Source organism: Photobacterium sp. (genome assembly GCF_033720175.1).
GTDB lineage: Bacteria > Pseudomonadota > Gammaproteobacteria > Enterobacterales > Vibrionaceae > Photobacterium.
In genome coordinates this window covers 107,614-121,093 of record NZ_JAWWDA010000009.1, presented here as the reverse complement: position 1 = coordinate 121,093, position 13,480 = coordinate 107,614, and the positions used below count along the sequence as shown (strand labels likewise).

General features: G+C 45.6%; 13 protein-coding genes. 6 read left to right on the top strand and 7 right to left on the bottom strand.

The annotated features are described in order from the left end of the window. The first annotated feature begins 51 nt into the window (after positions 1-51). A complete protein-coding gene (locus tag R3289_RS12230; protein WP_318925830.1) occupies positions 52-237 on the top strand; it encodes a hypothetical protein in 186 nt (61 codons plus the stop codon). Positions 238-616: 379 nt separating this feature from the next. On the opposite strand, the gene R3289_RS12225 is transcribed toward R3289_RS12230, so the two are convergent. After that, positions 617-1,636: a PA2778 family cysteine peptidase gene (locus tag R3289_RS12225; protein WP_318925829.1), complete on the bottom strand. Its 1,020-nt coding sequence runs from the start codon at positions 1,634-1,636 to the stop codon at positions 617-619. Further along, positions 1,633-2,022 carry a DUF6627 family protein gene (locus R3289_RS12220; protein WP_318925827.1) on the bottom strand — a complete coding sequence of 130 codons (390 nt, stop codon included), beginning with the start codon at positions 2,020-2,022 and terminating at the stop codon, positions 1,633-1,635. Before R3289_RS12220 ends, R3289_RS12225 begins: the two co-directional genes overlap by 4 nt. A gap of 1,007 nt (positions 2,023-3,029) precedes the next feature. On the opposite strand from R3289_RS12220, the gene R3289_RS12215 reads away from it, so the two are divergent. After that, entirely contained in the window at positions 3,030-3,584 is a 555-nt protein-coding gene (locus tag R3289_RS12215) for a 3'-5' exonuclease (protein WP_318925826.1), read from the top strand. A gap of 107 nt (positions 3,585-3,691) precedes the next feature. Here R3289_RS12215 and R3289_RS12210 read toward each other — a convergent pair whose 3' ends face one another. Continuing rightward, positions 3,692-4,147 carry a hotdog fold domain-containing protein gene (locus R3289_RS12210; protein ID WP_318925824.1) on the bottom strand — a complete coding sequence of 152 codons (456 nt, stop codon included), beginning with the start codon at positions 4,145-4,147 and terminating at the stop codon, positions 3,692-3,694. 347 nt (positions 4,148-4,494) lie between these two features. Here R3289_RS12210 and R3289_RS12205 point away from each other — a divergent pair, with 347 nt between their 5' ends. Continuing rightward, positions 4,495-5,382 (top strand): DMT family transporter, encoded by an 888-nt coding sequence (locus tag R3289_RS12205; protein ID WP_318925822.1) that lies wholly within the window; start codon positions 4,495-4,497, stop codon positions 5,380-5,382. A 63-nt stretch (positions 5,383-5,445) separates the two neighbouring features. Here the strand turns inward: R3289_RS12205 and R3289_RS12200 are convergent, their stop codons facing one another. From R3289_RS12200 to R3289_RS12190, 3 genes are all read right to left on the bottom strand, one after another. Further along, the gene (locus R3289_RS12200) at positions 5,446-6,426 is read right to left on the bottom strand and encodes a DUF3187 family protein (RefSeq protein ID WP_318925821.1); all 981 of its coding nucleotides are present in this window, start codon (positions 6,424-6,426) and stop codon (positions 5,446-5,448) included. A gap of 305 nt (positions 6,427-6,731) precedes the next feature. Further along, on the bottom strand, positions 6,732-8,273 hold the full coding sequence (locus R3289_RS12195; RefSeq protein ID WP_318925819.1) for a hypothetical protein: 1,542 nt from the start codon (positions 8,271-8,273) through the stop codon (positions 6,732-6,734). Positions 8,274-8,759: 486 nt separating this feature from the next. After that, a complete protein-coding gene (locus R3289_RS12190) occupies positions 8,760-9,923 on the bottom strand; it encodes a glutathionylspermidine synthase family protein (protein WP_318925817.1) in 1,164 nt (387 codons plus the stop codon). 284 nt (positions 9,924-10,207) lie between these two features. Between R3289_RS12190 and R3289_RS12185 the strand changes: the two genes are divergently transcribed. Beyond that, positions 10,208-10,864, top strand: a complete 657-nt coding sequence (locus R3289_RS12185) for a cupin domain-containing protein (protein ID WP_318925816.1) — start codon at positions 10,208-10,210, stop codon at positions 10,862-10,864. 100 nt (positions 10,865-10,964) lie between these two features. Here the strand turns inward: R3289_RS12185 and R3289_RS12180 are convergent, their stop codons facing one another. Next, positions 10,965-12,008, bottom strand: a complete 1,044-nt coding sequence (locus tag R3289_RS12180) for an alkene reductase (RefSeq protein WP_318925815.1) — start codon at positions 12,006-12,008, stop codon at positions 10,965-10,967. A gap of 129 nt (positions 12,009-12,137) precedes the next feature. Here R3289_RS12180 and R3289_RS12175 point away from each other — a divergent pair, with 129 nt between their 5' ends. Beyond that, positions 12,138-12,719: a TetR/AcrR family transcriptional regulator gene (locus R3289_RS12175; protein WP_318925813.1), complete on the top strand. Its 582-nt coding sequence runs from the start codon at positions 12,138-12,140 to the stop codon at positions 12,717-12,719. Between the two features lie 124 nt (positions 12,720-12,843). Further along, the gene (locus R3289_RS12170; protein WP_318925812.1) at positions 12,844-13,464 is read left to right on the top strand and encodes a LysE family translocator; all 621 of its coding nucleotides are present in this window, start codon (positions 12,844-12,846) and stop codon (positions 13,462-13,464) included. Positions 13,465-13,480 lie beyond the last annotated feature (16 nt).

Here is a 13,480-nt window from a genome sequence, read left to right as displayed (position 1 = left end):
TTGCCAATTGTTCTAAACTAATTGCGTATTACTAACTACAAGGAAATGGTTATGCCTGTAGAAAATGATAAACAAGAGGTTACTGTTGTAGATGTAAAAATGCCCTTTATGTCGATGGTTATTTTTATGGTTAAATTGGCAATTGCTTCGATCCCCGCCTTTATAATCCTGAGTATTATTTTTGGTCTTTTAATGGCCTTGTTTGGTGGAATGTTCCATGGAATGGGGCGGTATTAAAAGCTAACAAACTGTTTAAGAGTGATTCAGCACGCGTGGCATTTTTAGTATGCGGTGTTTCCGGTGTTTAAGGCGCAATGCAGAAACTTCGGTATTGCGTGCTTCACACCTTAACAGGGCTAGTCCATAAAAGGTAATTTTGAGTATGAATGGTAAAATTGTTGAGTGGAACGATCAAAAAGGGTATGGATTCTTTATAGGCTGTTGAACAGGGGAGGGAACTGCCCCAGACGTAAATCCCCCGCTTCTCTTCACATAACCTGATTCCAAGCCTCTCAATAAAAAGAGATGCATATATGGACAACATCGGTTAGTAGGTGGCCTCTGATTGTTATCCGCTAAATCATAGTCAGACGATCGTAAAGGTTCAAACTAAGTCTTAGCTGTCAGTCTGATTGGCGGTGTTTATTTCTGGGCAAGACAAAACCTCACAGTGTTGAAGTGCGCTAACCTTGGTTTCACGCAATTCCAAGAGGCTTTGTTTGAGATCAAGGTTCCTCGGTTTTATCTGAACTGCACAGTTAATCGCAGCCAGTGACGCTGCTTGGCACCCCTGAGCACTAAGTCCATAGGCATAGTTATTCCAAAGCTGAACATTATATGGATGGTATGCCAGCCCTTCACTGAACATGTTTACCGATTTTTGAAACTCCTTCTGCTGGTAAAACATATTTCCCAATGCAAGCCATAAAAGCGGTTCATGTTGCCACTGATTAACCGCCTTTTGATAGGCGGAGATAGCCACGTCTGGATACAGTTTTCCAATATCATGTACAACACGAGCATAGCTGGTGGCTTCTGCCGTTATGGGGATCTGATCGGGCTTTGCTGTAATTAATGCCCAACGTCCCGCTCGCTCCCAGGTTTTATCAAATGTATAAATAGGGATAACATGGCGACGTTCCTTCCCCGAACGAAGGGTGACTGTATTTTGGTTCAGGTCATAGCCAATAATCACCGCATAGTGCCACTGTGGAAACCAGCTAAATCCTAGGTTCTGCATCACCAGAACAGGCCTCCCACTCGCTAATTCAGTAAAGACCGCAGTTAGGCTACCTTCTAATTCATAGGGTAGACGCTTGAAACGACGGGCTGTCGCAACAATATCAACACGTAAGCTACCCTTCCGCCCGGGAAGGTATACGTAGGGTGTGAGTTCCTCGGGATTTGTGTCAATACCCGATTCATTCAATACTGTCGCAAGTGCAGCGGGTCCACACTGATAACGTTCCTGTGGGAAGAAAGGTGTTCCATCCAGATCAACACTCATAGGAAGTGGTGGTTCTTTATCGATTTGCTCGCGCGATAATCCTTGGTAACTGCATCCGGAGAGCAAAAAGGTTACGACAATCACCCATACATTGGCATAACGATAAGTCAGTAGAACTGATAACTTCATCGATTGATTGGCTTAACAAAAGGAAAAATGTCTGTAGCACCTAAAGCATCTGTGATGATAAAGACTATAAAGATCAGTACTATTGTACCTACAACCCCCTCTCCGGCAGGCATTTCATTTAATCTTTCATTGAGCAATGCTATCTCTGCATCACTCATATGGCTGACTCTTTCTGCGGCTAATTGTGCATCCAATCCATAATCAGCCAGATGTTGTTGCAGTTCATCCTTTTGTAGCATAGAGAGTATATATTCCCGATTTATATCATTCTGCTGAACCTGAATTGCTTCATCGGTGGTGATTATTGCCGCCTGCACCATAGGAATCTGTACCATGCTTATTAGCATAATCAGAATTGAAGCCAGTATCTTTTGAGACTTTTTCATCCCCAATTTCCCTATATCAAAAATCCATTAGAGTTTCCTAAGTATAGAAAGTAATTATAGAAAAGGAGAGTAATCAGATTGTCGACGCAAAGCGCAGCGTTATCACTGAAAACACCTTACTTATACTTAACTGACTGTCAGATTGCATCGCGTCTTTAGTGCCCATTAGTACATATGATAATTAGGTTGCGAACACTTTATTGACCATCTCATCATGCAGTACATCGATGCTAACCCCCGCAGCTCCATATAACCCATAAGTAATCGTCCCCCCATCATGACCCAGAACAAGCTAGGTAAACGCTTCAGGCATACCTCTGTTAAGGCACAAGGTACTGAGTGAGTGTCTGAACGAATGGAAAGATATTGAGTTAGTCAGTTTGCCCTTAAAGTGCTTCATAGCCAGGCTAAACCAGTTACTGATCGTGTTCCTTGCTTTCCCTTTGGTTCGGAACAAATGATCCATACCATCGTCAAGCGTCTCAACTACCTCGGAGATAAATGCCTTCAGGTCGAATCCGAACGCGCCGTCCACAAGCGGAACATCACGTATAGAGTTTGAATTTTTTACCGAGTTACCGTCGTAGTCCTCATGGATTGAAATGTACCAGTTTCCAGCTTCTGTTTATTTTACATCTGCTTTTCGTAGCTGGGTAAGCTCTGCAATGCGACAGCCCGTTATCGCAGCGATACGGGCAATCCAGCCAAGGTAAGGAGAGTGGGGCTTTTGTATTCTTCAAGTCAATGCAAAGGTCTCAATATGCTCGAGCCTCCTTGATTGACCTTTTGTATGACCTCCGATGCTAAAAGGGCATTTCTCTGCATAGCTGTGTGATGAAGAAGAGGTTTATGTTCATTTTGCCGAATCATGGTTGCAGCTCCCTTCGGAACAGCGAGTTACCTCGTTATCAGTAGCCTGAGAATGCTTTTCCACCTTTCCCGCTTTGGCGAACAGAGCCCTAAATGCTATGATGCCACGCTGTTTTTGCGTCGTGCCCGGAAAGGTGATGAATTTTAATCGAATAGTCTGTTTTGACCTCGAAATGTGTTGTTGGAATGATGGCCGGGAACCGAATACCGGCGAAATAATAGAAATAGGATTGGCAGAGCTTGATTTGGATACCGGTGAGATCATTCGCCGCGCCCAGCATTATGTCAAGCCTGAGCATGATGAGGTTTCCCCGTTTTGCACCGAGCTGACAGGCATCAGGCCGGAAGTCATTGAGAAAAACGGTAAGCCGCTGGCAACTATTCTGAAATCGATTGAGCAGAAATTCGGTGGTCGCCATAAAATCTATGCAGCCTGGGGCCGCGATGATCTGATTTTACGAGCAGAATGCAAAGCGAAAGGCTTAAAAGTACCGTTTAACGAATATCTTAATCTGGCAACCATATTCAGGCTGCAACGCCATGTTACCAAGAAGCGTTGTGGGCAGAGAGCGGCGATGGGAATGGCCGGGATCGAGTGGGAAGGGCGACAGCATTCGGGTTATGTCGATGCATATAATCTGGCTCGCTTGGCCACGACGTTATTTTGTGATGCTAAGGACGACTCTAAATAAGACCAAATTCATGAATTATCGGAATGGTTAGATAATTGATGGAACTGGAATAACGATCCCTGTCGGGGAAATGGCCGCACATGCGGCTTTTTTCCGCATGGTATCAATCAGCTCAGCCGTACATTTATGGTGATTTCGGCCGAAAACACCACATTGCCTTCGGTATCGGTGACTTCGACCGGGACTATCTTATCCCCCTCGGTGCCCCATTCAATATTATCTCCAGTTGCGACGGCGACTAAATCGGTTTTTGCTTTTTTTAAGTATCGTACCGTCATGCCGGTTGGTAACCATTTGCTTTTTTCCGGCACTGACACGTCTGTCATCATACCTGCTGCCAGCTCTGCCATATTGCACATAGCGATAGCATGAACGGTGTTGATGTGGTTATAGACCCTGCGTCGCTTCTTAATGCTGACTTCGGCATAACCGGGCTTCAGTTCGGTGATAAGGGGGTTAATGGAAGAAAAGTAAGGAGCAACACGACAGACTATCAGGGAAAATAATTTATGACCGAAAGGTAACTTTATTAAACGGTGATAGGTTTTGAGATTCTTACGCATTGGAAATTCCTTTTTCAATTGCAATCTGGTCAGACCACGCTACATTTTGTTCGACGATAAATCAATCACAAAAGATGTTCATTCCTTAATGACTTTACACTGTTTCTTGGCAGGAAAGATTATGGTTATAATTTTAGGGTTTGGATTTATTTCTTATAAATCAATATATTGATTGCATTGTTCCTCTTCCGTCAGGCGATAAATTGTTTTGCTTAAGTGAATAAAAAACCAAATGTCTGACAATAGAGCCACTATGTCTGATTAGAGATATTTATATCTTAAATGACCTGCCAGAATACTTAAAAGACAAACAGCCGATTCCTATCAATTCAGCTACAAGGAAAACAATGTTCTACTTATTTCCCTTATTAACCGTTTCTATCTGGGCAGGGAATGCCATCGTCAACAAACTTTCGTCTAGCGTGATTGATCCGGGTGCGATCTCATTCTATCGCTGGTTTTTTGCCATGTTGGTGCTCACTCCTTTTGTTGCAAAATCCGTCTGGTGCCACAGAAAAACCATTCAGCCTCACTTGTCTAAGCTGGTATTTCTGGCTTTGCTTGGCATGGTACTGAACCAGTCGTTGGGCTATTTTGCCGCCGTGACAACGACAGCGACCAATATGGCGTTAATTATTTCGCTGGTTCCGTTGATCAGTATGTTCCTGAGCGTGCCCCTGTTAGGGCAGCGCTTATCTCCCCTTGCCATTGTGGGAGCGGTAATGTCTCTAGGCGGGTTAGTGCTGATGTTGAGCCATGGTGATGTCCACATATTGGCAGCACAGGGTATTACTCAGGGGGATGGTCTGCTGTTGATTGCTGCATTTGTATATGCGCTGTATTGTGTGTTGCTTAAACGCTGGCAGATGCCATTAACTAACTGGCAGTCGGTGTATGTGCAAGGTGTTTTTGCGGTAATGATGTTAACGCCAATGCTGTTCAGCAGCGAACGTATTGCTATCACGTCTGAGGCTTTGCCGCTAATTATGTATGCTGCGATCCCTGCTTCAGTCATTGCACCTTGGTGCTGGTTACAGGGTATTCAGCGTTTAGGTGCAGATCGTACGGCGATGTTTATGAACTTAATGCCGGTGATGACGGCTGCGATTGCCAGTGTGATCTTAAATGAGCAGTTAGCGTCTTACCACTATGTCGGCGGTGTGATGGTACTGGGCGGTGTGGCTCTGGCGCAGATGAAAATCAAAGTACGCCAGCAGAATCTGGCAACGGCTTAATCCATGGTCACTGGCAAATCTTCAAGGTCACTTTACATTGTAAATTATCCCGATTGGCATTATCTAAAAACGATGACGGTAGCCTAAAGTAAAGGCGATATCTGCACTGTTATCCATATTAAAGACATTTTCAATCATAGAAACTTCCACCGCACCGTTATTGAGGTGATAGCGGTAGCCTAGCAGCACTTCATTTGAGGGCTGCGACAGATCTGAACTCGTCTCGCTGGCGCCTTCATAAAGGTGGTATTCCAGTAAAATTCGGTGACGCTCGGTTAGGACAAACTGATAGCCTACTGACGCCATAAAGGCGTATTTCTTATAGGGAAGATCAGCGAGAGCTTTGTCACCACGGCGGTGTGACACCCCCAATGTTGTATAAATGCGATGCCTGCCGGTGCGGTAACCATAGTTAGCTTGCAGTGATTGCTCAAAGCTGTTGTTTTTAAATGGTCCGCTGGATACGTAGTTATAATACAGTGCGCCCCCCACCGACAGACCGTGACGATCAGTCTCAATTAGCTGATAGCCGCTATATAACGTGATGGCGTTACTGAGGGTTTCTCCTCTGAAATCATGAATTTCAATGCCATGTTCCGGATCTGAAATGTCAAACGAATGATCGTCAACATTCTCTCTGCCGTTTTGGCTGAGACCAAACGTGTCATGGAATATCGTGGTTAAGTTATCCAGATGGTTATTTGCGGCAAAATGCCAGGTGTAATCGAGATCGATCGTCCACCTTTCGTCCACCTGCCATTGGCCGCCGACTGTCAGGGCATTCTGATAATAGTCGGCAGTGTAATCTTCAGTCTCAGCCCAAATACTGGCCATAGTGCCAGTTGCATATAGCTCGACGGCCCCCGGTCTGTTACTGAACCCGGACCGTAAAAGAGGGGTTAGGCTATTTGACTGCAGGGGGGACTGAGCATAGGTTTTCAGCGGACCATAATCGTCAAAGCTGGTATCCGCATCTGCAGCAGTTGTTACCAAAGCGGCGAGTAAACTGGCTGTGACTACTGTATTTACTGTGCTGGTTGTCATCCCGATGTCACTTCATCCCGTTTGATTAGATAGCGATGTACTCATCTTTTGTTTGTATATGATGAGGCCACCGATATGGTTGTTTTATGCGCTGCCGTATAAATTTTGGGTATGCATTTGAGATGGAGTTTATAGCGCATGCAAGCTTTCTGAAGTCTGAATGAGATTGATATAGCAACCGGGTGCTAGCCGGATATATACAACAAGGCCTTACAAAAAAGTATATTGTCAGTATAGAAATAAATGCGAAGATGCACGACTTAGATTTCGTGCTGTGGATGAATTTAAAGACTCACTGAGTATTGTTACTGGAAGCTGATAATCGGAGATATCGAGAGCCGGTGATTGCTATTTTCCGGCTCATGGCTGTTTTTTATGGGATGACTAAGATTGTTATAAGGGTTCAGGAACAGAGCCACTAACATAGAAGCGTCATCAAAATGCCTTTCGCCAATAAAAGCAACGGCATGGTGACCGATTTGACGTGTCGTGCCAGGTGACTTCACACCAAATGGCCACAAATAAAGACGTTCTAACCGTTTACTGGCCATCAACATACCTTGTTCGTCAAACAGGTTTCTGTTCTGTTCGGTCTGAGTCGGTAAGCTACGCAACCGCTGATAATTGAGCGGAGCTAAGTGGCGAACCCGAGAGTTGTTCTGAATCCAGCGCACCCCTTTAATCATATGGTCCCCATGGGATAACGTGATGTTCAGGGTATTTGCATTTCTTTTCGGACTCACCTGTAGTGTGATGGGCGCTTCAATGTCAGTTTTTCTGGCCGCAAACTTCAACTGCGGATCCAGGGCAAAAACCATATGGTAGCAGCCGCAGTGATGAATACTGTCGAGAATGTAAGGCTGCCCCTGATGGTCTAAAGTGAGCCGGAATAAAATGCCATCGAATCGTCCGGCATAGGGATCCCAAGCTGATTTGGCTGTTCGGTTTGCAAACCAGAGGCTGTAATTTAATTGAAGTAAAATATTGCCATGAAACCGGGTGAAACTCTGACCAACATAGAGAATCGGTTTGTTTGTATCTACACGTGGCTGGCCACTTTTTTGGTACTCTACCTGCCCCGGCTTATCGTCTAGCGAGGCCGACTCAATGAGAAATTCCGGTGTATGAAAATCCGATAAACTGGCCATTTGATTATCTGTCAGTAAAGGCCAGTCCAGGTTGGATTTCTCCCTTGCCTGTTTGAACCAGATTTGTATTTCTTGCTGAGTCAGTTTCGGTTTGTCAGCCACAGCATACGCGATGCTATAGTCGTGCAATGGCTGGTGGAACCCACCGAGTATCCGCATCTTCTCAGACTGGATAGAGGGGCCTGCAAATAGCTTGCTAATGGGGTACAGGCCGACAACCCGTTGCCAGGTTTGGTAGTCAGAAGGAATAACCGGTGGCGATTGCTGCAGTCCGAACCAGAAGTTCATATTGTAGAGAGATGCATCTACAAGCAGCCGGGCACAGTTTTCCTGGTATGCAAATGCTATCGCTTTCTTATTTGTTAAATTCTGGTATTCCACTTGGCGTTGAATGGCGGCCTGTCCGGCGACATAGCGAAGCCACTGCTTTTTATCCTGTGATGAGTTCAATTCGGGGAGCATAGATAGGCTAAAGCGGTCAAAAGCCAGATGTGGGTATTGGGGAAGCCATAGAAGCTGTGCATCTTGCACGCCTTGCTGTTGTACCGTTCGCTTGAAATCAGTCAATTTAACGACGCACTCCTGCAACGGTGCCGGATAGTACTGGGCTTGTTCTGGAATCGATTCCGGAACAGGTTCCGGAAGGCTAGAGCAGGAAAACAGCAGAATGCTGGTGACAAACAGAGCCAATATGCGCATAAAATTAACCTATAAATGGATCTCTGTATAAGTTTAAGCGTGAATTGGTGCGAATGGGTTTGTAGGTGAAAGAAGATTTTTGATAAAAAAAGCAGTGGCCGGAATCGGCCACTGCTTTGAGGGTGAAAGAAAAATGATTAAACGCGGTTGATATCCGTTTCTGGGAAGAAGTTAGCCCAGATGATCCAGTACGCGGCAGCCTTAACTGTTTCTACCCGTGGTAGCTTCCCGTATGGGGTCTGACCGTAAAAGTCGATTTCAGTGATCGTTTCACCTGTTGTGTTGTAGAAAATACCCAGGCTTTCAAACTCGTAGTCGTAGCTGACAACAATCTCTTTTCCGCTCCGATCATGCGTCGAATTACCTCGTGTTGAAAGGGATCCTCGGTCGAGATAAAGAGACGTTATTGCAGCTGGTGAATCTGGCGATCAGCCACCCTGATGCGATATCGTTGCGTCAGGAGTGGCAGCGTGGCCTGTAGAGAGCTTATAAAATAATATGCGGCAGATAGCGTGACATGTCCTGTGTCACTTTGGATATATCTTCACGAATGGAAATGCCGCCCGGTTTATCATCGACCAGCCAACTGCCGATCAGGGTGTAGTAATCGCCGAATTTAGGCAGTGGGTGATAGGCCTGATAAATGACCCCTTCGTCGCCATAAGGTCCCTCGGTTCTCAGTGTCTGCCGCCCGTTTTGAACGATCTCTATATTGGCTCCTTCACGGGCAAAAATCGGCTTGATGACATAGTCCTTCAGGTTGCTGAGCTTCCGATCATCGGGGAAGTAGGTAGGTAGAAGGTTGGGGTGGCCTTCGAACTTTTGCCACAGCAATGGTAACAGGGCTTTGTTGCTCAGGATTGATTTCCACATTGGTTCAAGCCAGTTCACTTTGGCGTCTGTCAGGTTGTTTGCGTACTCCTCACGGAACATAAACTCCCACGGGTAGAGCTTGAACATCCAGCGGATCGGACGATCTTTGATGTCGGTAAACTCATTTTTACCATTCAGGCCGATATCTTCAACATGGACAAAGGCGGTCGAGAGCCCGGCCTCTTTGGCGCAATCTTCCAGATATTGCACGGTACCACGGTCTTCTTCGGTGTCTTTGCAACAGGAAAAGTGCAATGTCTGTCCCGGTTGTACGTTTGACAGTTCCTTAAAGCGGTTGATCAGCAGTTCTTGCAACAGGTTAAATTGATCGGCATCACGTCTGAGCGTGCCGCTTTTAACCTGATCTTCTAGCCACAGCCATTGCCAGAAGCCAGTTTCATACAAAGACGTCGGTGTATCAGCATTGTTTTCATACAGTTTGGCGTGGCCTGTGCCGTCGTAGGCAAAATCTAACCGGGAATAGAGTGATGGTTCTTTGCGCTGCCAGGAATCAAGTACGTTTTGCCACATCATTTCCGGGATCTGAAATTTCTGTAGCCAGTATTCATCGCGTACAACCGTATCGACCACATCCAGACACATCTGGTGGATTTCTTCGGTCGGATCTTCGAGATCCCGCTCGATTTGCTCTAAAGTGAATTGATAATAGGCCGTTTCATCCCAGTAAGGATCGTCGTACATGGAATGAAAGCCGAATCCAAATTCTGCCGCAACCTCACGCCAATGTTTGCGTTCCTTACAATCAATTCTGAGCATGGTTTTCTGTCCTTATCGTGCTGCTATCAAAGAGGAAATATGACATTTTTTACGCCTGTTAGGGTAAAAGATTGAGCATTGTGTGAGGATGATAATATTGTATTATTTCAAATAAGTAATGCGAAACTGAGTGGCTGCCGTTTTAATGGCCTGATGAGTAATTTCAATTGATTATATCTTACGCTATAACAGGGTAGATACTTTCCGATACGGCCTGTTTGCGAAGCTCTGTTGCATGTCGGGTTGTAATGGTACGGTGAATTTTAATCAAACAGGCTTTAATTATGCTTAATTTAGATTTCAGCAAACGCGTTGTTATTGATACGAATCAGATAGACTGGGTTTCCAGCCCTTCTGCGGGGGTGCTTCGTAAACCACTTGCTCGTACCGATGAGGAGGCCGGTCATGTAACGAGCATTGTGCAATATGGTAAAGGAGCCAGTTTTAGCGTCCACAAGCATCCAAAGGGTGAAGAAATCTTTGTCTTGGATGGCGTATTTTCTGATGAAACGGGCGATTATAAAAAAGGCACCTATATCCGTAATCCGCCAGGAAGCCATCATACGCCTTTTAGCAAACTAGGCTGCATCATCTTTGTAAAACTCAATCAATTTAGAGTCGGTGACAATAAACAGGTACGCATTGATACCTCCACAATGCCCTGGTTGCCTGGGATCGGTGGACTGCAAGTCATGCCGCTCCACGAATTTGAGCACGAACATGTCGCGCTGGTTAAGTGGCCGGCCAACGAGACGTTTCAACCACACCGACACTTTGGAGGCGAAGAAATCTTGGTTTTATCGGGCGAATTTCAAGATGAACATGGCCGCTATCCCGCGAATACCTGGATACGAAGCCCGCATATGAGTGAACATGATCCTTTCGTAACCCAAGAAACGGTTATTCTGGTTAAGACCGGGCATTTACCCATACCGGGTTAGTTCAACGGCTGTTTTTAAGACATAAAATAATCTAGCCAGGTTGTGGTAATACTATGAAACCGTCGTGATCAGACGACCATCTTTTTACCCTTTGGTTCTGCTAGATCAAACTGGTCAGCATTTCATCTGAATAGTTCACCAATTCAATACCTTCACGTACTCTGGCGACATAATCCGGGTTTGCGATGAAAGGGCGACCTATCGCAATCAAATCAAACTTATCATCGGCAATTGCGGTGCTAGCGGCTTCAGCCGTATAGCTTCCGACGCCCACTAACGTTTTACGGTAATTAGCCCGCACGTAACTTGATGCTCGGCCACCGAGATAATCAAACTCCATGCTGTCGTCAAAAATACCGATATGCAGGAATGCTAAGTCTCGGCGTTCAAGCTCTGCCAACAGATAATCAAATACGTCACGGTCACGGTTATCGCCAGCCATATTAAAATAGGCGCCAGGACTTAACCGAAGTGCCGTTCTTTCATTTCCGATACGCTCAGCAACAGCATCAACCACAGCTAAGGAAAATCGAGACATATTTTCAGCGTTGCCGCCGTATTTATCGGTGCGTCGGTTGCTGTCATGGTGCAAGAACTGATCGATAAGATAGCCATTTGCGCCATGGATCTCGACACCATCAAATCCCGCATCGATAGCATTGCTGGCAGCCTGAGCATAATCCTGCACAAGTTGCGCAATATCATCATGGGTGACAGCTTTAGGCACTTGATATGTCAATTCGCGCATTCTCGGTACACTGCCTTCAACAGCGACAGCGGAAGGTGCCATGACTTCACCGTCACCAAAAAAGTGAGGGTGGGCAACACGGCCGGTATGCCACAACTGGGCAAAAATCTTACCGCCGTTGTGATGCACGGTATCCGTTACTTTGCGCCAGCCATTGATTTGAGCTGCCGTAAATAGACCGGGGATGTTTGGATAACCTTGACCATCGGGGCGAATAATCACCGCTTCTGAAATAATTAAACCTGCTTCGGCTCGACGACCATAATATTCAGCCATAGCTTGTGTTGGTACTAGCTCGCCGTCGGCCATGCACCGGGTTAGTGGCGCCATTAAGATCCGATTATTTAGGCTAATAGTGCTATTTAAAGCATAAGGTTGGAATAGGTTATCAGTCATAGCGACCTCTCTTTCTTGAATGTTCATTCAAGATGCCTTTTCTTGAGCGATCATTCAAGTGTTATTTTGAACACACATTCAATTTTAAGTACAATCAAATCAGATAAGGCTAAAAGTGTGGAAAAAGCGATGAGAAATGCAGAGTTTGATCGAGAAAAAGTACTGCGATCTGCCATGATCGCTTTTATGCATAAAGGTTACGGCAAAACCAGTATGCAGGATTTGACTAAGGCGACGGGATTACATCCGGGCTCAATCTATTGTGCTTTTGACAATAAACGTGGCCTGTTACTGGCAGCTTTAGAACAATATAGACAAGATAGGAATACTGAATTTCAAGGTTTTTTTTCAGGCTCACAACCGGTATTAGTCGAGCTGAAAAACTACCTGAATAGTATCGTTAAAAAGTGCCAGAGCTGCGACGCTGCCCAAGCTTGTCTTCTCACGAAAGCACTCAATGAAGTGGGCGAGCAAGATGCGGAAGTTCAAGACATGATCTCTGAAAGCTTAGCGAATTGGCAGCAAGCCTTAACCGATAAGTTTGAGCAAGCAAAATCAACTGGTGAACTGACGACGCAGAGAGAAAGCGCTGATTTAGCACGCTATTTTGTGATGGGAATATATGGCCTGAGAACATTTGCTTATACCCATCCGCAAGGCGAAGTGTTACAACAATTGGCCGATCAGCTGTATCAAGATGTCTGTGCTTGATCGTCGGTCGTTGGAATATCCCAGTCACAATGGCTTAGTCTATTGATAGCCGGCAGCTAATTATTGCTCTGGTCATGGCTTTCAGGGAATATAAATTATTTGTCTATTTAACATTGAGAGTGCTATGGATCCTTCTGTTTTAATCATATTTATACCGACCTTCTTTGCGGTGTCAGCCACGCCGGGACTTTGTATGACCCTGGCGATGACCTTGGGTATGACTATTGGCGTTCGTCGGAGCTTGTGGATGATGGCGGGTGAGCTAGTTGGTGTTGCCTTAGTTTCCATATCAGCATTGATCGGCGTCGCAACGATTTTGCTGGCCCGTCCTAACATCTTTCTGGCGTTGAAATACCTAGGCGGAGCCTACTTGCTTTTCCTGGGGATTCAGATGTGGCGTTCACGCGGAAAAATGGCTATTCCGGCCGACTTGGATAATCAGGTCAACGTTACGCCGATTGCGTTGATCACTCAGGGATTTGTTACCGCTATTGCCAATCCGAAAGCGTGGGCGTTTATGATTTCACTGCTGCCTCCGTTTATCGATGCGAGTCTGCCGCTGCGTCCGCAGGCCACCATTCTGATTAGTGTGATCTTGTGTTTTGAATTGATCTGTATGCTGCTTTACGCCACTGGCGGTCGCACCCTGCGCGGCCTGCTCCAACAAAGAGGCAATGTCATGCTGATGAATAGGATTGCGGGAAGCCTCATGATGGGTGTGAGCGTATGGTTGGTATTCGGTTAACAAAACAACAATGGAA

Excerpts from the sequence above, each read along its gene's own strand:
- R3289_RS12170 (WP_318925812.1), top strand. The coding sequence starts at position 12,844 with ATGGATCCTTCTGTTTTAATCATATTTATACCGACCTTCTTTGCGGTG.
- R3289_RS12175 (WP_318925813.1), top strand. The coding sequence starts at position 12,138 with ATGAGAAATGCAGAGTTTGATCGAGAAAAAGTACTGCGATCTGCCATG.
- R3289_RS12195 (WP_318925819.1), bottom strand. The coding sequence starts at position 8,273 with ATGCGCATATTGGCTCTGTTTGTCACCAGCATTCTGCTGTTTTCCTGC.
- R3289_RS12205 (WP_318925822.1), top strand. The coding sequence starts at position 4,495 with ATGTTCTACTTATTTCCCTTATTAACCGTTTCTATCTGGGCAGGGAAT.
- R3289_RS12180 (WP_318925815.1), bottom strand. The coding sequence starts at position 12,008 with ATGACTGATAACCTATTCCAACCTTATGCTTTAAATAGCACTATTAGC.
- R3289_RS12210 (WP_318925824.1), bottom strand. The coding sequence starts at position 4,147 with ATGCGTAAGAATCTCAAAACCTATCACCGTTTAATAAAGTTACCTTTC.
- R3289_RS12190 (WP_318925817.1), bottom strand. The coding sequence starts at position 9,923 with ATGCTCAGAATTGATTGTAAGGAACGCAAACATTGGCGTGAGGTTGCG.
- R3289_RS12185 (WP_318925816.1), top strand. The coding sequence starts at position 10,208 with ATGCTTAATTTAGATTTCAGCAAACGCGTTGTTATTGATACGAATCAG.
- R3289_RS12225 (WP_318925829.1), bottom strand. The coding sequence starts at position 1,636 with ATGAAGTTATCAGTTCTACTGACTTATCGTTATGCCAATGTATGGGTG.
- R3289_RS12220 (WP_318925827.1), bottom strand. The coding sequence starts at position 2,022 with ATGAAAAAGTCTCAAAAGATACTGGCTTCAATTCTGATTATGCTAATA.
- R3289_RS12200 (WP_318925821.1), bottom strand. The coding sequence starts at position 6,426 with ATGACAACCAGCACAGTAAATACAGTAGTCACAGCCAGTTTACTCGCC.
- R3289_RS12230 (WP_318925830.1), top strand. The coding sequence starts at position 52 with ATGCCTGTAGAAAATGATAAACAAGAGGTTACTGTTGTAGATGTAAAA.
- R3289_RS12215 (WP_318925826.1), top strand. The coding sequence starts at position 3,030 with ATGAATTTTAATCGAATAGTCTGTTTTGACCTCGAAATGTGTTGTTGG.